Raw genomic sequence first — 21,387 nt, 5'->3', positions numbered from 1 at the left:
GCCCGTCGCGCCGCCGTCGTGCCCGTGTCCGTGGCCCTCGCGAGGGAACACCGATGCGGGCCCTCGTGAAGAAACACCGATGTCCTCGTACCCCGTAAACACGGGATCGTGACCGGCGCCACGCCGACGAGCGTCCGATCGGCCTGCGGCGGGCGGGGTTCCGGCGGCGGGCGGGGTTCCCGCGGCGGCCGGACGGACGGACGGGGTCTAGCGGGCCGGCAGGGTTCCGTGTTCCACGTGGGTGTTCTGTTCCGCGTGGCTGCTCTGCGACGGCACCATCGAGCCGCCGAAGGGGAACTCCCGCAGTTTGCGCCACACCCCGTCGGGACCCTGCTCGTACAGGGCGAAGCCGGTGCACAGCCAGTCGGCCTCGTAGTCGGCGAGCTCGCCGAAGGCACGGTCCATGGCCGCGTCGTCGATGCCGTGCGCGACCGTGACATGCGGGTGGTACGGGAACTGGAGCTCGCGGGCCACCGGCCCCGAGGCGGCACGGATCTGCTGCTGGAGCCAGGCGCAGGACTCGGCGCCCGCCACGATCCGCATGTACACCACGGGCGACAGGGGCCGGAAGGTGCCCGTGCCGGACAGCCGCAGCGGGAAGGACCGGCCGATGCCCGCGACCTCGACGAGGTGGGCCTCGACCGCGGGGACCTGGGCGCCCTCGATCTCGGTCGGGGGCAGCAGGGTGATGTGCGTGGGGATGGCGTAGGCCGCGGCGTCGCCGAAGCCCGCGCGCAGCTCCTGGAGGGCGCTGCCGTGAGGCTCCGGGACCGCGATCGACACTCCGATCGTTACGGTCCCCACGTCATCTCCTGTCGTCGTGTCGGATGTGCTCGGCGTGTGCCGGTGGTGTGCCGGGTTTGTTCTCAGCCGTCCGGCTTCGACTGTACGGGCACGACCGCCGTCTGGGCAGGCGCAGCCGTAGTGATGTGCAGCGCTCTGCTCGTTCGTGCGGGCGTGCGGTGGTGCGCCTCAGTGCTTGGCGGGCAGGAAGCCGACCTTGTCGTACGCCTGGGAGAGGGTCTCCGCGGCGACCGCGCGCGCCTTCTCCGCACCCTTGGCCAGGACCGAGTCGAGCGTCTCGGGGTCCTCCAGGTACTGCTGGGTGCGCTCCCGGAACGGCGTCACGAACTCGACCATGACCTCGGCGAGGTCCGTCTTGAGCGCGCCGTACATCTTGCCCTCGTACGCCTGCTCGAGCTCGGCGATCGACCTGCCGGTGAGGGTGGAGTAGATGGTCAGGAGGTTGCTGACGCCCGGCTTGTGCTCGGCGTCGTAGCGGATCACGGTGTCCGTGTCGGTGACCGCGCTCTTGACCTTCTTCGCCGTGGCCTTGGGGTCGTCGAGGAGGTTGATGAGGCCCTTCGGCGTGGACGCCGACTTGCTCATCTTGATCGACGGGTCCTGGAGGTCGTAGATCTTCGCCGTCTCCCGGAGGATGTACGGCTTCGGGATGGTGAAGGTCTCGCCGAAGCGGCTGTTGAAGCGCTCGGCGAGGTCGCGGGTCAGCTCGATGTGCTGGCGCTGGTCCTCGCCGACCGGGACCTCGTGGGCCTGGTAGAGCAGGATGTCGGCGACCTGGAGGACGGGGTACGTGAACAGGCCCACGGACGCCCGGTCGGCGCCCTGCTTGGCGGACTTGTCCTTGAACTGGGTCATCCGGGAGGCCTCGCCGAAGCCGGTGAGGCAGTTCATGATCCAGGCGAGCTGGGCGTGCTCGGGCACGTGACTCTGCACGAAGAGCGTGCAGCGCTCCGGGTCGAGGCCGGCCGCGAGGAGTTGCGCGGCCGCCAGGCGGGTGTTCGCGCGCAGCTCCGCGGGGTCCTGCGGGACCGTGATCGCGTGCAGGTCGACGACCATGTAGAACGCGTCGTGGGACTCCTGGAGGGCCACCCACTGGCGGACGGCGCCGAGGTAGTTGCCGAGGTGGAACGAGCCTGCGGTGGGCTGGATTCCGGAGAGCACGCGAGGTCGGTCAGAGGCCATGTTCATCATTCTCTCAGGTCTCGTGGTGCGGTCCGGAACTGGTGGGGAACCGAGGGCGGAACGGACCTGTCACTCGAGTTGCGCAGCCCGTGTCACCTGAGCGTCCGCACCGGACCGGCCGGCGACACGCTGTCGGCGCGCCGCGCGGCGGCCCGGCGCGCGGCCGGGCCCCGGCGGGAGCTGATCGATCCGTGGTCCGCGCCGCCGGGGTCCGGGCGCGTGGGTCAGGCGCCGAGGTCGATCTCGGGGTACAGCGGGAAGCCCGCGACCAGGTCGCTGGCACGGCGGGAGATCTCGTCCGCGATCTTGGGGTCGAGGACGTGCTGCGCCTTGGAGGGGGCGCCCTTGGCGGTGGTGCCGGCCTCGGTGGTGGTCAGGACGCGGTCGATGAGCCCGGCGACCTCGTCCATCTCGGCGGTGCCCAGGCCGCGGGTGGTCAGGGCGGGGGTGCCGATGCGGATGCCGGAGGTGTACCAGGCGCCGTTGGGGTCGGCGGGGATGGCGTTGCGGTTGGTGACGATGCCGGACTCGAGCAGGGCGGCCTCGGCCTGGCGGCCGGTGAGGCCGTAGGAGGAGGCGACGTCGATCAGGTTGAGGTGGTTGTCGGTGCCGCCGGTGACCAGGGACGCGCCCCGCTTCATCAGGCCCTCGGCCAGCGCGCGGGAGTTGTCGACGATCCGCTGGGCGTAGTCCTGGAAGGCGGGCTGCCGGGCCTCGGCCAGGGCGACCGCCTTGGCGGCCATGACGTGCGGGAGCGGGCCGCCGAGGACCATCGGGCAGCCGCGGTCGACCTGGTCCTTGAGGGAGTCGTCGCACAGGACCATGCCGCCGCGCGGGCCGCGCAGCGACTTGTGGGTGGTGGTGGTGACGATCTGGGCGTGCGGGACCGGGTCGAAGTCGCCGGTGAGGACCTTGCCCGCGACCAGGCCCGCGAAGTGGGCCATGTCGACCATGAGCGTGGCACCGACCTCGTCGGCGATCTCGCGCATGATCCGGAAGTTCACCAGCCGGGGGTACGCGGAGTAGCCGGCGACGATGATCAGCGGCTTGAACTCGCGGGCCTGGGCGCGCAGGGCGTCGTAGTCGATGAGGCCGGTGGCCGGATCGGTGCCGTAGGAGCGCTGGTCGAACATCTTTCCGCTGATGTTCGGCCGGAAACCGTGGGTGAGGTGGCCGCCCGCGTCCAGGGACATGCCGAGCATGCGCTGGTTGCCGAAGGCCTGGCGCAGTTCGGCCCAGTCGGCCTCGGCGAGGTCGTTGACCTGGCGGACGCCGGTCTTCGCCAGGAAGGGGACCTCGACGCGGTCGGCGAGGACGGCCCAGAAGGCGACCAGGTTGGCGTCGATGCCGGAGTGCGGCTGGACGTAGGCGTGGCGGGCGCCGAACAGCTCGCGGGCGTGCTCGGCGGCGAGGGACTCGACGGTGTCGACGTTGCGGCAGCCGGCGTAGAAGCGGCGGCCGACGGTGCCCTCGGCGTACTTGTCGCTGAACCAGTTGCCCATGGCCAGCAGGGTGGCCGGGGAGGCGTAGTTCTCGGACGCGATCAGCTTGAGCATCTCGCGCTGGTCGGCGACCTCCTGGCCGATGGCGTCGGCGACACGGGGCTCGACGGCTCGGATCACGTCGAGGGCGGCGCGGAAGGCGGTGGACTCGGTGGAGAGGGGTTGCTGCTCTGTCATCTCGGCCTCCGGGTGGCGTGGCATCGAAGCGGTCACGGTTCACGGCACGGCCCAGGCGCACGGCACTGGTCACTACCGGGCCGCTCCCCGATGGTTCGTCCCATCCCAGCGCGCCAGTCACGGCCCGCGGGAAAGCCTACCGGGCGTGTCGTGGCGCATGGTCCCGCGTCCATCATGCGAGCGACCATAGGAAGGGGGCCCGTCCCACGTTCTGGAGGGCACAGTGACCGACCCCGTGACCGCCACAGAGTCCCTGGTCCGAGCGGCCGAGGAGCACAGCGCGCACAACTACCACCCGCTGCCGGTGGTCGTCGCCACCGCCGACGGCGCGTGGATGACCGACATCGAGGGACGTCGGTATCTGGACCTGCTCGCCGGTTATTCCGCGCTCAATTTCGGGCACGGCAACCGGCGGCTGATCGAGGCGGCGAAAGCCCAGCTGGACCGGGTGACGCTGACGTCCCGGGCGTTCCACCACGACCGCTTCGCGGCGTTCTGCGCCGCGCTCGCCGAGCTGTGCGGGATGGAGATGGTGCTGCCGATGAACACGGGCGTGGAGGCGGTCGAGACGGCCGTGAAGACCGCCCGGAAGTGGGGGTACCGAGTCAAGGGCGTGCCCTCGGAGATGGCGAAGATCGTGGTCGCGGGCAACAACTTCCACGGCCGGACGACGACGGTGATCAGCTTCTCGACCGATCCGGAGGCACGGGCGGACTTCGGGCCGTACACGCCGGGCTTCGAGATCGTGCCGTACGGCGACCTCACGGCACTGCGGTCGGCGCTGACCGAGAACACGGTGGCCGTGCTGCTGGAGCCGATCCAGGGCGAGGCTGGGGTGCTGGTGCCGCCGGCCGGGTATCTGCCGGCGGTGCGGGAGCTGACCCGGGAGCGGAACGTGCTGTTCGTCGCCGACGAGATCCAGTCGGGCCTCGGCCGGACCGGACGTACGTTCGCCTGTGAGCACGAGGGCGTGGTGCCCGACGTGTATGTGCTGGGCAAGGCCCTGGGCGGCGGGATCGTGCCGGTGTCGGCGGTGGTGTCGAGCGCCGCGGTGCTGGGGGTGTTCCGGCCCGGGGAGCACGGGTCGACGTTCGGCGGGAACCCGCTGGCCTGCGCGGTGGCCCTGGAGGTGATCGCGATGCTGCGGTCGGGCGAGTACCAGGCCAGGGCCGCCGAGCTGGGCGCGCACCTGCACCGGGAGCTGGCCGCGCTGACCGCGGGCGGGCGGGCGACGGCGGTGCGCGGGCGCGGACTGTGGGCGGGCGTCGACATCGCACCGGCGTACGGGACGGCCCGGGAGGTCTCCGAGAAGCTGATGGACCGCGGGGTGCTGGTGAAGGACACCCACGGCGCGACCATCCGGATCGCACCCCCGCTGGTGATCGCGAAGGAGGACCTGGACTGGGGGCTGGACCAGCTGCGGGCGGTGCTGGAGGTGTGAGCGGGCGGCGGCCCGCCCGGGTGCCTGCCCGGGTGCCTGCCCGGGTGCCTGCCCGCGCGGCCGGTCCGGCGGGCCGCTACAGGATCACGTGGGGCAGGAAGCGGGCGTACTCGTCGGTGATCGGGCCGGCGGACTCCCGGATCCCGAGACCGGCCGACTCGTCCCCGACCACCCAGGCGCCGAGGACGACGTGGTTGCCGTCGAAGACGGGCAGCTCCGCCAGCGCCTGATAGCAGCAGGGTTCGTCGCCGGGTGCCGGAGCGGCGGGGCCGGGAGCGGTGGAGCCGGGCTCGTGGATCGTCACCCCGGCGCCTTCGCGGCCGAGCAGGGGCTTGGCCACGTAGCCGGTCGTGGCCGCCAGGTCGCGGGGGCCGTCGAGGTAGGCGGGGAGCAGGCTGGGGTGCCCCGGGTACAGCTCCCAGAGGATCGCCAGCAGCGCCTTGTTGCTGAGCAGCATCTTCCAGGCGGGCTCGATCCAGAGGGTGGAACCGGTGCCGCCGCCGTTGTCCAGGGTGTCGAGGACATGGCCGGCGAAGGCGTCGGTGGTGAGCCATTCCCACGGGTAGAGCTTGAAGATGCTGCGGATGAACCCGAGCTGCTGGTCCACGAAGCGGCCGGAGAGGCTGTCCCAGCCGATCTCCTCCATGGAGATCCACTCGGTGGCGAGGCCGGCCTGTTCGGCGGTCTCCTTCAGGTACGCGACCGTCATCAGGTCCTCGCCCAGCTCGTCGGCGGAGGAGTGCGCGAAGTGCAGGGGGCTGCCCGGCGGCAGCAGCCCGGCCTGCTTGCGCCAGCTGTCGACCAGCCGTTCGTGCAGGGAGTTCCACTGGTCGGCGCCGGGAAAACGTTCCTCCATCCAGAACCACTGGGGTGAGGCGGCCTCGACCAGGGAGGTGGGCGTGTCGGCGTTGTACTCCAGCAGTTTGGCCGGGCCGGTGCCGTCGTACCGGAGGTCGAAGCGGCCGTACAGGGAGGGCAGTTCGGCGCGCCGGTGCCAGGCCTCGGTCACGGCCGCGGCGACGCGCGGATCGGTGATGCCGAGGTCGGCGAGACGGTCCTGCGCCACGATGTGCCCGGCCGCGGCGAGGCACATGCGGTGCAGTTCCTCGACCGTCTCCTCCAGCGTCTCGACCTCGTCCAGGGTGAAGACGTAGTAGGCGCTCTCGTCCCAGTAGGGGCGCAGCGAGCCGTCGGGATGGCGGGTGAGGGGGTAGACGAGTCCCTGGCCCTCGACGGTCTGCTGCCAGCCGGGGCGGGGGGTGGTCGTACGGCGTTCCACGGTCCGGATACCCGTCAGCCGCCGGAGCTGCCGTGGCCGCCGCCGAAGCCGCCGCGGTGGACCCCGCTCTTGTGGCTGTCGTCGTCCGAGGAGCCGCCCGAACCCGAGCCGGAGCCGGAGCTCTTGCGCGGCTTGGTGAAGGAGCCCCCGGTGACCCAGGACTTCTTCTCGTTGCCGCCGTAGTACCAGGCGCCGTTCACGGAGGTCTTGGACGTCTTGGAAGGCGTGGTGGACTTGCAGTTCTTGTCGGAGACGACCTTGTAGCCCTTGCCGAGCTGGTAGCTGTTCCGGTCGACGCAGCGCTGGTCCGGGGCGGAGGAGCAGGCGGTCAGGGCGGTGGCGAGGAGGCCCATGCCGCCGAGGATCACCGTGCCGGAGCGTAGTTGTCTGCGTGTGTCTGCCATGTTCGTGTCCCCCGTCGGTCCGTGATGTCCGGCGGTCATCCTAGAGACAGGCGCGCCGGGCCCGGCAGGGGGTCCGGCGGTCTCCCGCTCCCCTGGGGTCGCTTTCGTGCTGTTCGGGATGGTGTGCGCATTAGGTGCCGCGGTGTGTTTCGGCACGGCGACGGTTCTCCAGGCGATGGCCGCGCGGGAGGCGGGCGCGGCCGGGGGCGGCGGGGATGCCGCGCTGCTGCTGCGGGCGCTGCGGCAGTGGCGGTATCTGGCCGGACTCGCGCTGGACGGGCTGGGGTTCCTGTTCCAGATCGCGGCGCTGCGTTCGCTGCCGATCTACGCGGTGAGCGCCGCGCTGGCCGCGAGCCTCGCGGTGACGGCGGTGGTGGCGGCGCGTCTGCTGAAGGTGCGGCTGAGCGGGGTGGAGTGGGCCGCGGTCGCGGTGGTGTGCCTGGGGCTGGCGATGCTGGGACTGGCGTCCGGGACGGAAGGGGCCGAGAGCGGGCCGGGGGCGCTGAGGTACGCGATGGTGGCCACGGCCCTGGCGGTGCTGTTGCTGGGCCTGCTCGGCGGACGGCTGCACGGGCGGACCCGGGCCCTGGTGCTCGGACTGGGCGCGGGCTTCGGCTTCGGGGTGGTCGAGGTGTCGGTCCGGCTGGTCGACTCGTTGCGGCCGGTCGACCTGCTGACCAACCCGGCCGCCTACGCGCTGCTGCTCGGCGGGGGTGCCGCGTTCCTGCTGCTGACCTCGGCGCTGCAACGCGGTTCGGTGACGACGGCGACGGCCGGCATGGTCATCGGCGAGACGATCGGTCCGGCGGCGGTGGGCGTGATCTGGCTCGGCGACCGCACCCAGGAGGGGCTGACCTGGCTGGCGGCGCTGGGATTCGCGGTGGCGGTGGCGGGCGCGCTGGCGCTGGCGCGGTTCGGGGAGGCGCCGCAGGAGACGGCGGCGGCGCAGGTGCCGACGGTGCCGCCCCCTACGGCAACGCCCTGAGCAGTGCCTCCAGCGTGCCGGCCCACGCGTGGTCCGAGGGCGTGCCGTAGCCGACCACCAGGGCGTCCAGCGGCTCCACGGTGGCCAGTTCATGGCGGAAGCGGGACAGGCCCTGGACGGCCAGCCCCTGCCAGGCGGCCGCCCTGACCACCGACTGCTCGGTTCCGGGCGGCAGCCGTACGACGGCGTGCAGACCGGCGGCGATACCGGTGACGCGGATGCCCGGCGCCCGGTCGGCGAGGGCCGTGACCAGGGCGTCACGGCGACGGCGGTACCGCTGGCGGACGGCGCGCACATGACGGTCGTGGGCGCCGGAGGTGATGAACTCGGCGAAGGTCAGCTGGTCCAGCACGCCGGTGGCGGAGCCCGCCCCCGCCACCTCCGCCGGGTCCAGGGACGGCGGCAGCACCAGCCAGCCCAGGCGCAGGCCGGGGGCGAGGGACTTGCTGGCCGTGCCGAGGTAGACCACGTGCTCGGGGTCCAGGTCCTGGAGGGCACCGACGGGCTGACGGTCGTAGCGGAACTCGCCGTCGTAGTCGTCCTCCAGGATCAGACCGCCGGTGCGACGGGCCCAGTCGACCACGGCGGCCCGGTGCTCGGGGCGCAGCGCGACGCCCATCGGGAACTGGTGGGCGGGGGTCAGCAGCATCGCCCGTACGCCGGTCAGGTCCCCCGGGCGGGTGCCGCGTTCGTCGAAGGGCAGCGGGACGGTACGCAGGCCGGTGCGCTCGACGAGGTCGCGGTGCGCGTCGAGGCTGTACGACTCCACGGCCAGGGTGCGCAGCCCGCGGGCGTGCAGCAGTTCGCCGAGCAGCCGCAGACCGTGGATGAACCCGGCGCAGACGAGGATGCGCTCGGGGTCCGCGCGCACGCCCCGGGTCCGGGAGAGATAGCCGGCGAGCGCGGTGCGCAGTTGGGCGCTGCCACGCGGGTCGCCGTAGCCGAGGGCGTCGTTCGGGGCGGCGGCCAGGGCGCGGCGGGCGGCCCTGAGCCACTCGGCGCGCGGGAAGGTCGCGAGGTCCGGGTTGCCCGGGAGGAGGCTGTAGGCGGGCCGGCCGGGCGGTCGCCGCCGGGGTGCGGGGCCCCCGGCCGACCGGGGCAGCACGCTCCCCCGCTGTCCGAAAGACGTGGGAGGTACCCCCATGGCCACCCGGGTGCCGGAGCCCTGCCGGGCGGTCAGCCAGCCCTCGGCGACCAGGTCGGCGTAGGCGTCGGCGACGGTGTTGCGGGCGATGCCCAGGTCGGCGGCGAGGGCCCGGGAGGACGGCAGCCGGGTGCCCGCGGTCAGCCGTCCGCTGCGGACCGCCTCGCGCAGAGCGTCGGTCAGCCCTCGGCGCAGGCCTGGTCCGGACGGTTCCAGATGCAGGTCGATGCCCAAAGTGGCCCAGGATTCAGCCATGGAAATGGACCATACCCGTGGGCTGCCCGGCGCCTAGGGTCGACATCATGAGTGCGAACGACAACCACACCGGCCACGACGACCACACCCCCGACACGACCGGCGCCACGTCGGCCGACGAGTACGCCCCCGAGCACACCCCCCGGCTCGCCTGGGCACAGCACGCGCCCGAGGTCTACAAGGCGATGGTCCGGCTGGACCGCGCCGCGCGGACCGGGCTCGACCCGCGGCTGGCCGAGCTGGTCAAGATCCGCGCCTCGCAGCTCAACCACTGCGCGTTCTGTCTCGACATGCACACCAAGGACGCGCTCGCGGCGGGCGAGAGCGTGGAGCGGATCATCCAGGTCGCCGCCTGGGAGGAGTCCCGGCACTTCTACACGCAGAAGGAGCTCGCGGCGCTGGAACTGACCGAGGCCGTCACCGTCCTCACCGACGGGTTCGTACCGGACGAGGTGTACGAGCGGGCCGCCAAGCAGTTCGACGAGGCCGAGCTGGCGCAGCTCATCGCCGCGATCACGGTCATCAACGCATGGAACCGGTTCGCGGTGAGCACCCGGATGGTGCCCGGGCACTACACGCCGGGGCAGCACGCGTGACCGCGCCCACGGCCGCGGCGCCCGCCGGGAGCACGCGATGGTGAGCAGGGCGGAGACCTTCCGCGCGCTGCACGACCGCGCCGCTCCGGGCGACCCGCTGGTGCTGCCCGGCCCGTGGGACGCGGCGAGCGCCCGGGTGTTCGCCGACGCCGGGTTCCCGGCGCTGGCCACCCCGAGCGCGGGCGTCGCGGCCGCGCTCGGGCACGCCGACGGGCAGACCCCGGCCGACGAGATGTTCGCCGCGGTGGCGCGGATCTGCCGGGCCGTGGACGTGCCCGTGTCGGCCGACGTGGAGGGCGGCTACGGGCTGCCGCCGAAGGAGCTGGTCGAACGGCTGCTGGAGGCCGGCGCGGTGGGCTGCAATCTGGAGGACTCCACCGGCGGTGTCCTGAAGGACCCGCACCGGCACGCGCAGTGGCTAGCCGAAGTCGTCGCGGCGGCGAGGGGCGAGCTGTTCGTCAACGCCCGCGTCGACACCTTCGCGTACGGCGACGGCGACCCGGAACAGGCCATCGCGCGGGCCGCGGCGTACGTCGCCGCGGGCGCCGACTGCGTCTACCCGATCTTCGCCCCGGCCGAACTGCTGCCGCTGCTGCGGTCGGACGTCCAGGGCCCGGTCAACGCGCTGGCCCGGCTGGACGGCACGGGCCCCTCGCCCGCCGAACTCGGCGAACGGGGCGCCACCCGGATCACATTCGGTCCCGGCCTGCAACGCCGGGCGGCCGCGGCGCTGCGGGAGATCGCCGAAGGGCTGCTGCCGACCAGTCGGCCAGGATGCCCTTGACCGCGCCGCGCAGCCAGGCGTGGGCCGGGTCGGCGTCGTGCCGGGGGTGCCGGGCGATGCCCGGGCGCAGCGGGGGCAGGTCGAGCGGGACCTCGAAGACGGCGCGGCCCTCGGTGTCGCGGTCACCGGCACGATCCTCTCCTCCCACCCCGGCCTCACCCACGGCACGGCCCCGGCGCTGCGCACGGTCGCGCTGCCGGTGCCGGCGGCGACGTCCCTCGTGATCGCCGGGTACGGCGGCGGAAAGACGCGTACTGTCGCGTCAGGCGCGGAACGCGTACTATCGCGTTCGGTCAGGTAGCGTGGTGCAACTCCCGCGCCCCCCTGCCGACTTCGCCACCCGCGCGCCCCACGCACGCCACCACTGAACGGCAAGGAGCGGCCATGCCCGCACTTCTGGATCCGGTACTCGACCTGCTGACTCTGCGCGCCACGGTCACCGAGGCCGAACCCGTCGCGGCCCGGATGCGCCGGCTGCACCTGGAGGGCCACGCCCTCGCAGGGCTCGACGTGCGCCCCGGGCAGCAGGTACGGGTGCACGTCACCAGCGGACTGACCCGCCGTACGTACTCGGTCTGGCGCTACGACCCCGAAGGCGCCCTGGAGTTGTGCGTGCTCGACCATCCCGGCGCCGGGCCGGGGGCGCTGTGGGCGCGGGCCGTGGCGGTGGGCGACGAGGTCCGGCTGAGCAGGCCCGAAGGGTCGTTCACGGTGCGCCCCGACGCCACCCACCATGTGTTCGCCGGGGACGAGACCGCCGCCGTCGCGTTCGGCGCGATGCTCGCCGCGCTGCCCGCGACGGCCCGGGTCTCCGGCCGCGTGGAGACCGAGTCGGCCGCCGACCGGCTGCCGCTCGCGCACGGCGACCGGATCGGCTGGCTGGTCCGGGGCACCATCGCACTCCCTGACGCCGTACGGGAGTTGGCGCCCGAACCGGGCGGGGTGGCGTATGTCGCGGGCGAGGCGCGGACCGTGCAGCGGGTGCGGCAGGTGCTGCGGGAGGCCGGCTGGGACCGGCGCTCCGTGCTCACCAAGCCGTTCTGGGCGCCGGGCAAGCGCGGCCTGGAGTGAACCGTGTCCGGCGGCAGGCGGCCCGACTCAGCCGCACTGCGCGCCCGCCGGGCAGAAGGACGCCACGGCCGTGGTGAGCGGGGCGCGGACCAGGTCGGCGGCGAGGTTCTCGGGGCCGCTGGAGCGGATCGCGTAGAGCGTGCCGTCGGCGGCCCGGAAGCGGTGGTCGATCACCTGGCGGGGGCCGCCGTCCGCGTCGTCGTAGCGGTAGGTCAGCTCGGACCACGCGGTGTCGGACCGGCGGTCGAGGACCCGGTAGCCGGGCTGGCGGGCGAAGCCGTAACCGGGGTCGTGCTCGGCGAGGTCCAGCGACTCGGCCGGGGTGCTCTCGGCAAGCGCGAAAATCTGGAGCCGGCGGCCGTCGTCCGGGGCGTCGTAGGAGACGACCGGGGCCAGCTCGCCCTGCTTCTGCCTGCGGGTCCAGCCCTCGGGGACGGTCACGGCGTAACCGACCGGGTCACGGACCGTGCCGTAGCCCGGGGCGGCCGGCCCGGTCGGCGCGGCGGGCGACTTCGCCGGTGCCGTGTCCGCGGGCGGCGCCGAGGTCGCGTCGGCGTCGGTGGCCGGAGTGGTCGCGGTGTCCTCGGAGGCGGCCGTGTCGTCGGTGGCCGCGGTGCCCCCGGCGGCCGGGGCGGCGACGGTCGGGGCCGCCCCGGGCCGGCCGGCGGGGTCGCGTGTGAGGTACCAGAGCCCGGTCCCGACGCCCGCGCCGAGGACGACCGTGGCGGTGATCACGAGCAGCAGGCGCGCCACCCGGGCACGGGCGGGGGCGGGGGCAGGAGCGGGAGCCCGGGGGTGACCGGCGGCGGGCGTCCAGGGCGGCGGGAGAGGAGCCACGGGGTGGTCCGGCGGGGGCGTCCACGGCGGTGGCAGCGCATTGCCGGTCCGGGTCTCGGCGGACGCCCACGGCGGCGCGGAGCCCTCCCCGCCCGACTCGTACCAGGAGCCGGGCTCACGCCCCGAGCTCGACTCGTGCCCTGAGCTCGGCTCGTGCCCGGAACCGGGCTCGCGCCCCGGGCTCGGCTCACGCCCTGAACTCTGCCCATGTCCGAAACCGGCCTCACGCCCGGCACCCGGCTCGTGTGCCGGACCGGAGCCGTCCCATCCGAATGCGTCCATCGCGGACCCCCCGAACGCCCTGTTGGCCACCACTTGCGACGGTAGCGGCGAAAACGGCCACAGGCCCCGTTCCGGTCGTAACCGGAACGGGGCCTGTGCGAGGTCGTGACAGAACCGCGAAGGCGCGATCAGCCGAGGACTGCTCAGATGAGGCCGAGGGCGCGGACGGCCTCGCGCTCCTCCTCGAGCTCCTTGACGGAGGCGTCGATGCGGGCACGCGAGAACTCGTTGATGTCCAGGCCCTGGACGATCTCGTACTTGCCGTCCTTGGTGGTGACGGGGAAGGAGGAGATCAGACCCTCCGGGACGCCGTAGGAGCCGTCCGACGGGATGCCCATGGAGGTCCAGTCGCCGTCGGCCGTGCCGTTGACCCACGTGTGCACGTGATCGATGGCGGCGTTGGCGGCGGAGGCCGCGGAGGACGCGCCACGGGCCTCGATGATCGCGGCACCGCGCTTGGCGACGGTCGGGATGAAGTCCTCGGCCAGCCACTTCTCGTCGTTCACGACCTCGGCGGCGTTCTTGCCGGCGACCGTGGCCTGGAAGATGTCGGGGTACTGGGTGGCGGAGTGGTTGCCCCAGATCGTCAGCCGCTTGATGTCCGCGACCGTGGTGCCCGTCTTCTTCGCGAGCTGGGTCAGCGCGCGGTTGTGGTCGAGGCGGGTCATCGCGGTGAAGCGCTCGGCCGGTACGTCCGGAGCGGCGGCCTGCGCGATGAGCGCGTTGGTGTTGGCCGGGTTGCCGACGACGAGGACCTTGATGTCGTCCGCGGCGTGGTCGTTGATGGCCTTGCCCTGCGGCTTGAAGATGCCGCCGTTGGCGGAGAGCAGGTCGCCGCGCTCCATGCCCTTGGTGCGCGGGCGGGCGCCCACGAGGAGGGCGACGTTGGCGCCGTCGAAGGCGACGTTCGGGTCGTCGCTGATGTCGATGCCCTGGAGCAGCGGGAACGCGCAGTCGTCCAGCTCCATGGCGGTGCCCTCGGCGGCCTTGAGCGCCGGGGTGATCTCGAGAAGGCGAAGCTTGACCGGCACGTCCGCGCCGAGCAGCTGACCGGAGGCGATGCGGAAGAGCAGGGCGTAACCGATCTGGCCGGCCGCGCCGGTGACGGTGACGTTCACGGGAGTGCGGGTCATGGCGTTCTCCGTATGACAGCTGGCGGTGGGGCGTCCCTGCCCCGGGGGTTCGGGATCCCCGCCGTCGGCTCGTGACCGGCGCCGGCCGCGATGATCGATCACTGGTACGAATGATCGATCTCTTGGCGTCAAGAGAGATCCAGCGGTCAGGCTATCGCGCCTCCGGGACGCCGGATGCGCGGACCCCTGTGGCCCGCCCCACAGAGGGACGCCGACCGGGCGAACGTCCGGGCGGAAATACGGCGGTTGGCGTATCGCCCGAAGGGCGAGCACGACGGCGGGTCCTACGGCCCGGAGGATGAGCGCCGCGGCGGGGCCTACGACCCGGACGGCGTACGCGACGGCCGGACTTACGGCCCGGAGGATGAGCGCGACGGCCGGGCTTACGGCCCGGAGGATGAGCGCCGCGGCGGGGCTTACGACCCGGACGGCGTACGCGGCGGCCGGACTTACGGCCCGGAGGGTGAGCACGACGGCCGGGCTTACGGCCCGGAGGGTGAAAGCGGCGGCCGCCGGTCCGGGAGAGGGGGACATGGGCGGCCGCCGTGGGGGTGCCGGATTGCCGGACTCCCGTGGGGGTGATGTCCGCCTGCCCCGGATGCCGACGGTCATGCCTGTCCGGCACCGAATTGTTTCGTGACGCCGGTCGCACCCCACGGCTCGCTCCACTACGGCCCGCACTGCCGACACGGCCGACACGGCCGACACCACCACGGCTCGGACCGCCGCCACGTGCCGCGCCCTTCGGTCCGGACCGCTACCGCGTGCACCCCTTGCGCCCGGACGCCAGGGTCGCGCACGCCTTCGCCTCGCCCGCGTCCCGTACGGCCAGCATCGGCGTGTACGCGATGGTGTCCCCGGCGGCCGTGATGCTGCCGGACTGCCGGGCCGTACCGACGGTGACCTGGACCTTGTCCCCCTGCGTGGCGCCCGTGATGCGCCCCCACGCGGCCTTGCAGGTCGCGCTGTAACGGACCTCGACGACGGTCGTGGCGACGGTCGCCCGCTCGGCGGTGGCCACCAGGGCGCCGCTGCACCCCATGCTCTCCGCGTCCTTGCCGGTGCAGCCCGCTCCGCTGCACTTCACCCCGGCGGGCAGCGCGGCGGTGGTACCGGCCGACGCCGAGGGTGAACCGGCCGTCCCCGCCTTGCCCTTGCCGTCGCCGTCGCCAGCGGCGAACCAGAACACCCCGGCCATGACGACGAGGACACCGACGAGACCCGCGAGGAACATCGTCGCCCGCCGCTTTCCGGGCGAGCCCACCGGACCGTCGGCCGACGGTCCGCCGGTCCCCGGTCCCTCCCCCTGCGGCGGGGCGCCGTACGGACCCGGGCGCGGGCCCGAACCTCGGCGGGCGGCGTGGTCGTGCTGCCGGGCGTCGACGTCGGGTCGTCCCGACTGCTGCGGCACCGTCGGGGCGACACCCGCGGGGCCCGCGATCCCGGGGGTCGCCATGGCGCCGCCGCCCTGGCGGGCCGCTCTGCCCGGTCTGGCCTTCCCGGGCGGCCCGGTGCCCACGGACGGGGCGCCGAACTCCCCCAGCGCGGCCCGCGCCTGGGAGATCCGGAAGGCTTCCATGGTCATGTCGTGGCGCATCTCCGAACGGCTCCAGGCGCGTTCGGCGAGTTCCCACATGGTGGTCAGATGGACCGGACTGGTGTCGGTGACCTCGGCCAGGGCCACGATCGCCCCCTTGGGCGCCAGGAGCCGGCCGTTGAGATAGCGCTCCCAGGACGTCTTGCTGTAGCCCGTGCGGTCGGCCAGCGCCGAGACGCTCAGACCGCCGCGGTCCACCAGCCGACGTAACTGGCTGACGAACTCCCCCACCTGCGGATCGAGTTCATCCGGCAAGGCTCTCCAACGAGGCATCGAACCCCCTCTTCCCCCCGGTAGGTGCCGCTCGTTCCCGTGCGTGACGCCCTCCGCCAGATCCCCGTTCCGGCTACCCACAGGGATGCGCCCGGCCGTGGTCCCAGTTCCCGGGGTGAAGGCGCACGGGAGCGTGCGGACCGCGCGCGTGCACCTCTGCACGGCCGACTGATCGGCGGACGTCCCGGACCGTCCTGATTGGACACGTTAGTCGCGGCGTACGCCTGATTCGGGTCGCTTTCCGAACTTGTCAACTCATCGACACAGTGGGCACACAAGCGTGACCTCACGTGCCTCAAATGCCTCCGGATCACCCGGTCGAGGCATCACACCGGCGGCTTCACGCCGAGGGCTTCACACCGGCGACTTCACGCCGAGGGCTTCACACCGGTGACTTCACGCCGTCGGCAGCACGCCGGTGGCAGCACGCTTGTGGCATGGCGCGGACACGGTAGCGGAACGGTCACTTCCGTGACACAGCGCATCGGCAGCGGTTGAACCGCGCGTTCGCGGCGGGGGAGGGTGGTGTCCGGCGGCGGGCCGTCCTCCGACGGGGGTGAGGACGGACCGCCGTACGTCGTACGCGGGAATCAGCCGCTGACGCTGAAGTGCAGGGCGCCCTTCAGGAAGGGGATCACCAGCCACGGGTTCGGCTGCGCCATCAGGGCGAGCAGCACGATGGCGAGGCCCAGCACGCCGTAGGTCGCGATGTCCGTGAAGCGGGAGCGCACCGCGAGCATGCCGACGCCGGGCAGCATCCAGCGCATGACCGCTCCGGCGAGGAGGGCTGCGCCGATCAGGATCGTCCCGACCCGGAACTGGTCCAGCGCCGTCAGCAGCAGGCCCAGCCCGACCACGACCAGCACGGCGAGGATCGGCCACTGCCGCGCGGGGGCCGGGGCGTCGCCGGGCGCGGCCCGGCCGCCACCCTCGGGGCGCGCGGTGTCCTTGGTGAACAACGGGAACCGGCGCGTGGCGCGCTTCGGCTTCCCGCTCGCGTCGGGCGCGCTGACCGGGTCGCGAACCGTGAGTTCCGCGTCCGCCTGCTCACCACCCTGCTCGCCGCCCTGCTCACCGGCCTGCCCGTCGGCGCGGGCGTCGGCCTGTCCGTCGGCCCGCTCGCCGTCCCGGCTCCCGTTCCGCACGTCGCCCTCCGCGGGGTCCGGTGCGGTGACCTGCGCGGACCCCCGTACGGAGGTCTGCGCGGAGGTCTGCGCGGAGGTCCCCGCGGCCTCCTTCCGGGTCTCGTCCGCCTCAGCCGGCACTGCGCTCCGCCGCCTCGACCACGTTGACGAGCAGCTGGGCACGGGTCATCGGGCCGACCCCGCCCGGGTTCGGGGAGATGAAGCCGGCCACCTCGGCGACGCCCGGGTGGACATCCCCGACGATCTTGCCCTCGGCGTTGCGCGAGACACCGACGTCGAGGACGGCGGCACCCGGCTTGACGTCCTCGGGGCGGATCAGGTGCGCGAAGCCGGCCGCGGCGACGATGATGTCGGCCCGCTTGAGGTGGGCGGACAGGTCACGGGTGCCGGTGTGGCACTGGGTCACCGTCGCGTTCTCGCTGCGCCGCGTCAGCAGCAGCGGCATCGAACGCCCGATGGTGACGCCACGCCCGACGACCACCACCTCGGCACCCTTGGTCTCCACGCCGTAGCGGCGCAGCAGCGTCAGCACGCCGTTGGGGGTGCAGGGCAGCGGGGCGGGCTCGTTGAGCACCAGGCGGCCGAGGTTGGTCGGGTGCAGGCCGTCGGCGTCCTTGTGCGGGTCCATCAGTTCGAGGATGCGGTTCTCGTCGATGCCCTTGGGCAGCGGCAGCTGGACGATATAGCCGGTGCACGCCGGGTCGTCGTTCAGCTCCCTCACGACCGCCTCGATCTCGTCCTGCGTGGCGGTGGCGGGCAGTTCGCGCTGGATGGACGCGATGCCGACCTCGGCGCAGTCGCGGTGCTTTCCTGCGACGTACTTCTGGCTGCCGGGGTCGTCCCCGACGAGGATCGTGCCGAGGCCGGGCGTGACGCCCTTCTCCTTCAGCGCCGCAACGCGGACGGTCAGATCGGACTTGATCTCGGCTGCGGTGGCCTTGCCATCGAGAATCTGGGCGGTCATGACCCCATCCTCCCGGATGACCGCCCCCGTGTTCCAATCCGGGTCCGTCACGCGGTGCCCGTGTCCGCCATACCAGCCGAATCCGCAGTATCCGCCCATGATCGGCGATGTTGCACTTGCACAACACATGCGGAATGCCGCTGGACAAGTAAGAGGCGTCTAAAGAACGATGAGCAGCACAGTGTCGCGGGCAGTACCGGGGGGACGGACCGCATCTGTAGAACTTTCCTCCGAAACCGTGCCGCGCGTCGTCCCCGCACCTGGGCAACACGGAGGAAGGACCGCCATGAGTTTCGGCGACCCGAACAACCCCTACGGGCAGCCGCCCCAGCAGCCGCCGGCCGCACCCGGTTACGGCTACCCCCAGCAGCCGCCCGGCATCCCGCCGCAGCAGGGCTACGGATACCCGCAGCAGGCGTACCCCGGCTACGCAGGTGTGAACGCGATGCCGCAGACGATGCCGGGCCTGATGACGACCGCGCGGGTCCTGCTCTACATCGTGGCGGCGGTGCAGGCCATCGGCGGCCTCTTGATGATTCTCGGCGCCGCCGCGGTCAACGACGCCTCCAACTCGGGCGAGGACACGTTCGGCAGGAACGGGTTCTCCGACCTCGGTCACGCGTCGGCGGGCATCATCGTCGTCTTCGGGGTGATCTTCCTGGGCTTGACGGCACTGTCGATCACCTTGGGCGTGAAGTTCTCCCGCGGCGGCCAGGGCATCCGCATCACCACCATGATCTACGGCATCCTGGGCGCCCTCTTCGGCGTCCTCATCCTGATCGGCGCGGCCGACGCCAAGTCCTCGGCCGCCTTCGTGTGGGCGCTGCTGTGGATCGGCTTCGGCGGCATCATGGCGGCGGCGATGATCGCCCCGTCCGGCGCCGCCTGGTTCAACCGTCCGCGGTACTGACCGGACGACGCGAGCGGAAGATCCGTACCGGCACGCCACCGGCACGTCCAAGGGCCGTGTCCCGCCCCCGCGCAGGGGAGGGACACGGCCCTGGTGCTCTTCCGCCGCGGCGGAAGCTCCGGTCAGTGGAAGAAGTGCCGCGTCCCGGTGAAGTACATCGTGACGCCCGCCTTCTGCGCGGCCTCCACGACCAGCTCGTCACGGACCGAACCGCCGGGCTGGACCACGGCCTTCACACCGGCCGCGGTGAGGATCTCCAGACCGTCGGGGAACGGGAAGAAGGCGTCGGAGGCGGCGTACGAACCGCGCGCCCGCTCCTCGCCGGCCCGCTCCACGGCCAGCTTCGCGGAGTCGACCCGGTTGACCTGGCCCATGCCCACGCCGACCGAGGCGCCGTCCTTGGCGAGCAGGATGGCGTTGGACTTCACGGCCCGGCACGCCTTCCAGGCGAAGGCCAGCTCGGCCAGCTCGGCCGCGTCGAGCGCCTCACCGGTGGCGAGGGTCCAGTTGGCGGGGTCGTCACCGTCGGCCTGGAGGCGGTCGGTCACCTGGAGCAGCGCACCGCCGTCGATCGCCTTGACCTCGACCGGGTTCGCGGGGGCGCCGGCCGCCTTCAGCACCCGGATGTTCTTCTTCTTGGCGAGGGCCTCCAGGGCCCCCTCCTCGTAGTCGGGCGCCACGATGACCTCGGTGAAGATCTCCGCGACCTGCTCGGCCATCTCCTTGGACACCGGGCGGTTGACGGCGATCACACCGCCGAACGCCGACAGCGGGTCGCAGGCGTGCGCCTTGCGGTGCGCCTCGGCGACGTCCGCGCCGGTCGCGATGCCGCACGGGTTGGCGTGCTTGATGATCGCGACGGCCGGCTCGGCGTGGTCGTACGCGGCACGGCGGGCGGCGTCCGTGTCCGTGTAGTTGTTGTACGACATCTCCTTGCCGTGCAGCTGCTCGGCCTCGGCGAGGCCGGAGCCCGAGCCGTCGACGTAGAGGGCGGCCGGCTGGTGCGGGTTCTCGCCGTAGCGCAGCGTGCTCTTGCGCTCCAGAGCGGTGCCGTGGAAGTCGGGGAACTGCGAGTCGTCGACGGGGGCGTAGGAGCTCGCGAACCAGCCCGCGACCGCCATGTCGTACGACGCCGTGTGCTGGAAGGCCTCGGCGGCGAGCCGCTTGCGGGTGGCGAGGTCGAAGCCGTCCTCCTCGACCGCGGCGAGGACGTCGCCGTAGCGGTCCGGGCTGGTGACCACGGCGACCGACGGGTGGTTCTTGGCGGCGGCGCGGACCATCGACGGGCCGCCGATGTCGATCTGCTCCACGCACTCGTCGGCGGAGGCACCCGAGGCGACGGTCTCGCGGAACGGGTAGAGGTTGACGACGACGAGGTCGAAGGGCTCGACGCCCAGCTCGGCCAGCTGCTCGCGGTGGCTGTCCAGCCGCAGGTCGGCGAGGATGCCGGCGTGCACCTTGGGGTGCAGGGTCTTGACCCGGCCGTCCAGGCACTCGGGGAAGCCGGTGAGCTCCTCGACCTTGGTGACGGGGACGCCGGCGGCGGCGATACGGGCGGCGGTGGACCCGGTGGAGACCAGCTCGACTCCGGCCTCGTGGAGCCCGCGGGCCAGCTCTTCGAGCCCGGTCTTGTCGTAGACGCTGACGAGCGCGCGACGGATGGCCCGCTTGTTCTCGGCGGTGGCGGTCACTGGATAACTACCTTTCGTCCCTCAATGCGATAGCCGTTGCGGGCGAGCCGCCCCACGACATCGACGAGCAGCCTTCGCTCGACTTCCTTGATGCGCTCGTGCAGAGCGCTCTCGTCGTCCTCGTCCCGGACCTCCACCACGCCCTGCGCGATGATCGGCCCGGTGTCGACGCCGTCGTCGACGAAGTGGACGGTGCAGCCGGTGACCCTGGCGCCGTACGCGAGCGCGTCGCGCACACCATGGGCTCCGGGAAAACTGGGCAGCAGGGCGGGGTGGGTGTTGATGAACCGCCCGCCGAACCTGGCGAGGAATTCCTTCCCCACGATCCTCATGAACCCGGCCGACACCACGAGGTCGGGCTCGTGGGCGGAGACGGCCTCGGCGAGGGCCGCGTCCCACTCCGGCCGGCTGCCGTGGTCCTTGACCCTCGTCACGAAGGTCGGCAGTCCGGCGCGCTCGGCGCGGGCGAGCCCCTCGATACCGTCGCGGTCCGCGCCGACGGCCACGATCTCGGCTCCGTACGCCTCGCTGCCGACGCTCTCGATGGCGTCGAGGAGCGCCTGAAGGTTGGTGCCTGATCCGGAGACCAGCACGACCAGGCGCTTGACCACGGGCTTGGCGGCCACGGTGGGGCCCTTTCTCGGGGAAGCGTTTGTACAGTCGCACGAATGCTTCGCGCCCCCGGATACGGGGAAGTCTACGAAGCGGCCGACCGCCAGCAACGATACCGGCACACGAAGCGGCCCCCACGGGACGGGGGCGTGGCCGGAAGGTAGCGTCTGGGAGGAGCGGGCTCGGGAACGCCGTCGGTCTGCGACGCGTTCACCAGGGAGACGGCTCACGGGGCCGGCTCACGCAGGACCCGTCGCGCCACCCGTCGTATTCGCCAACGCGACATCAGTCGTACTCACCAAGGGGAAGACGCTCACTT

Annotated in this window: 20 protein-coding genes and 1 riboswitch; of the genes, 7 read left to right on the top strand and 13 right to left on the bottom strand. The window is 72.5% G+C overall.

The features are described 5' to 3' along the window. Positions 1-207: 207 nt before the first annotated feature. From ACZ7OY_RS18870 to ACZ7OY_RS18860, 3 genes are all read right to left on the bottom strand, one after another. On the bottom strand, positions 208-804 hold the full coding sequence (locus ACZ7OY_RS18870) for a 2'-5' RNA ligase family protein (RefSeq protein WP_471912369.1): 597 nt from the start codon (positions 802-804) through the stop codon (positions 208-210). Positions 805-972: 168 nt separating this feature from the next. Then, positions 973-1,986, bottom strand: a complete 1,014-nt coding sequence (trpS, locus tag ACZ7OY_RS18865; protein WP_471912368.1) for a tryptophan--tRNA ligase — start codon at positions 1,984-1,986, stop codon at positions 973-975. Positions 1,987-2,210: 224 nt separating this feature from the next. Further along, on the bottom strand, positions 2,211-3,665 hold the full coding sequence (locus ACZ7OY_RS18860; RefSeq protein ID WP_471912367.1) for a glycine hydroxymethyltransferase: 1,455 nt from the start codon (positions 3,663-3,665) through the stop codon (positions 2,211-2,213). 42 nt (positions 3,666-3,707) lie between these two features. Beyond that, positions 3,708-3,796: riboswitch (ZMP/ZTP riboswitch) on the bottom strand. Positions 3,797-3,900: 104 nt separating this feature from the next. Here ACZ7OY_RS18860 and rocD point away from each other — a divergent pair. Continuing rightward, positions 3,901-5,106: an ornithine--oxo-acid transaminase gene (rocD, locus tag ACZ7OY_RS18855; RefSeq protein ID WP_471912366.1), complete on the top strand. Its 1,206-nt coding sequence runs from the start codon at positions 3,901-3,903 to the stop codon at positions 5,104-5,106. 76 nt (positions 5,107-5,182) lie between these two features. Here the strand turns inward: rocD and ACZ7OY_RS18850 are convergent, their stop codons facing one another. Both ACZ7OY_RS18850 and ACZ7OY_RS18845 read right to left on the bottom strand, forming a co-directional pair. Next, positions 5,183-6,385 carry a glutathionylspermidine synthase family protein gene (locus tag ACZ7OY_RS18850; protein WP_471912365.1) on the bottom strand — a complete coding sequence of 401 codons (1,203 nt, stop codon included), beginning with the start codon at positions 6,383-6,385 and terminating at the stop codon, positions 5,183-5,185. Between the two features lie 14 nt (positions 6,386-6,399). Continuing rightward, positions 6,400-6,789 carry a hypothetical protein gene (locus tag ACZ7OY_RS18845; RefSeq protein ID WP_471912364.1) on the bottom strand — a complete coding sequence of 130 codons (390 nt, stop codon included), beginning with the start codon at positions 6,787-6,789 and terminating at the stop codon, positions 6,400-6,402. A gap of 118 nt (positions 6,790-6,907) precedes the next feature. On the opposite strand from ACZ7OY_RS18845, the gene ACZ7OY_RS18840 reads away from it, so the two are divergent. Continuing rightward, positions 6,908-7,774: a hypothetical protein gene (locus tag ACZ7OY_RS18840; protein WP_471912451.1), complete on the top strand. Its 867-nt coding sequence runs from the start codon at positions 6,908-6,910 to the stop codon at positions 7,772-7,774. Here ACZ7OY_RS18840 and pdxR read toward each other — a convergent pair. Next, positions 7,758-9,173 (bottom strand): MocR-like pyridoxine biosynthesis transcription factor PdxR, encoded by a 1,416-nt coding sequence (pdxR, locus tag ACZ7OY_RS18835; RefSeq protein WP_471912363.1) that lies wholly within the window; start codon positions 9,171-9,173, stop codon positions 7,758-7,760. The two genes, ACZ7OY_RS18840 and pdxR, sit on opposite strands and share 17 nt — an antisense overlap. Positions 9,174-9,220: 47 nt before the next feature. On the opposite strand from pdxR, the gene ACZ7OY_RS18830 reads away from it, so the two are divergent. From ACZ7OY_RS18830 to ACZ7OY_RS18815, 4 genes are all read left to right on the top strand, one after another. Beyond that, positions 9,221-9,769, top strand: a complete 549-nt coding sequence (locus ACZ7OY_RS18830) for a carboxymuconolactone decarboxylase family protein (protein ID WP_471912362.1) — start codon at positions 9,221-9,223, stop codon at positions 9,767-9,769. 37 nt (positions 9,770-9,806) lie between these two features. Continuing rightward, positions 9,807-10,553 carry an isocitrate lyase/PEP mutase family protein gene (locus ACZ7OY_RS18825; RefSeq protein ID WP_471912361.1) on the top strand — a complete coding sequence of 249 codons (747 nt, stop codon included), beginning with the start codon at positions 9,807-9,809 and terminating at the stop codon, positions 10,551-10,553. Positions 10,554-10,572: 19 nt separating this feature from the next. After that, the gene (locus tag ACZ7OY_RS18820; protein WP_471912360.1) at positions 10,573-10,854 is read left to right on the top strand and encodes a hypothetical protein; all 282 of its coding nucleotides are present in this window, start codon (positions 10,573-10,575) and stop codon (positions 10,852-10,854) included. 83 nt (positions 10,855-10,937) lie between these two features. Then, positions 10,938-11,624, top strand: a complete 687-nt coding sequence (locus tag ACZ7OY_RS18815; RefSeq protein ID WP_471912359.1) for a siderophore-interacting protein — start codon at positions 10,938-10,940, stop codon at positions 11,622-11,624. Between the two features lie 27 nt (positions 11,625-11,651). Here the strand turns inward: ACZ7OY_RS18815 and ACZ7OY_RS18810 are convergent, their stop codons facing one another. From ACZ7OY_RS18810 to ACZ7OY_RS18790, 5 genes are all read right to left on the bottom strand, one after another. Beyond that, positions 11,652-12,461 carry a hypothetical protein gene (locus tag ACZ7OY_RS18810; protein ID WP_471912358.1) on the bottom strand — a complete coding sequence of 270 codons (810 nt, stop codon included), beginning with the start codon at positions 12,459-12,461 and terminating at the stop codon, positions 11,652-11,654. 425 nt (positions 12,462-12,886) lie between these two features. Continuing rightward, positions 12,887-13,876: a malate dehydrogenase gene (locus ACZ7OY_RS18805; protein ID WP_351619846.1), complete on the bottom strand. Its 990-nt coding sequence runs from the start codon at positions 13,874-13,876 to the stop codon at positions 12,887-12,889. Between the two features lie 757 nt (positions 13,877-14,633). Next, on the bottom strand, positions 14,634-15,728 hold the full coding sequence (locus ACZ7OY_RS18800) for a helix-turn-helix domain-containing protein (protein WP_471912357.1): 1,095 nt from the start codon (positions 15,726-15,728) through the stop codon (positions 14,634-14,636). Between the two features lie 608 nt (positions 15,729-16,336). After that, positions 16,337-16,891: a DUF3017 domain-containing protein gene (locus ACZ7OY_RS18795; RefSeq protein ID WP_471912450.1), complete on the bottom strand. Its 555-nt coding sequence runs from the start codon at positions 16,889-16,891 to the stop codon at positions 16,337-16,339. A gap of 109 nt (positions 16,892-17,000) precedes the next feature. Next, positions 17,001-17,855, bottom strand: a complete 855-nt coding sequence (locus tag ACZ7OY_RS18790) for a bifunctional methylenetetrahydrofolate dehydrogenase/methenyltetrahydrofolate cyclohydrolase (RefSeq protein WP_351619841.1) — start codon at positions 17,853-17,855, stop codon at positions 17,001-17,003. Between the two features lie 286 nt (positions 17,856-18,141). Between ACZ7OY_RS18790 and ACZ7OY_RS18785 the strand changes: the two genes are divergently transcribed. Then, complete coding sequence (locus ACZ7OY_RS18785; RefSeq protein WP_471912356.1) at positions 18,142-18,765, top strand: hypothetical protein; 624 nt, start codon at positions 18,142-18,144, stop codon at positions 18,763-18,765. A gap of 122 nt (positions 18,766-18,887) precedes the next feature. Here ACZ7OY_RS18785 and purH read toward each other — a convergent pair whose 3' ends face one another. Further along, entirely contained in the window at positions 18,888-20,456 is a 1,569-nt protein-coding gene (gene purH, locus ACZ7OY_RS18780) for a bifunctional phosphoribosylaminoimidazolecarboxamide formyltransferase/IMP cyclohydrolase (RefSeq protein ID WP_471912355.1), read from the bottom strand. After that, a complete protein-coding gene (purN, locus tag ACZ7OY_RS18775) occupies positions 20,453-21,082 on the bottom strand; it encodes a phosphoribosylglycinamide formyltransferase (protein ID WP_384736537.1) in 630 nt (209 codons plus the stop codon). The genes purH and purN overlap by 4 nt, the downstream gene beginning before the upstream one ends. Positions 21,083-21,387 lie beyond the last annotated feature (305 nt).

The sequence above is a fragment of the Streptomyces sp. NPDC107559 genome, from assembly GCF_055657365.1.
The sequence above is the reverse complement of the archived record's forward strand: the minus strand, read 5'-3'. Positions and strand labels throughout refer to the sequence as shown.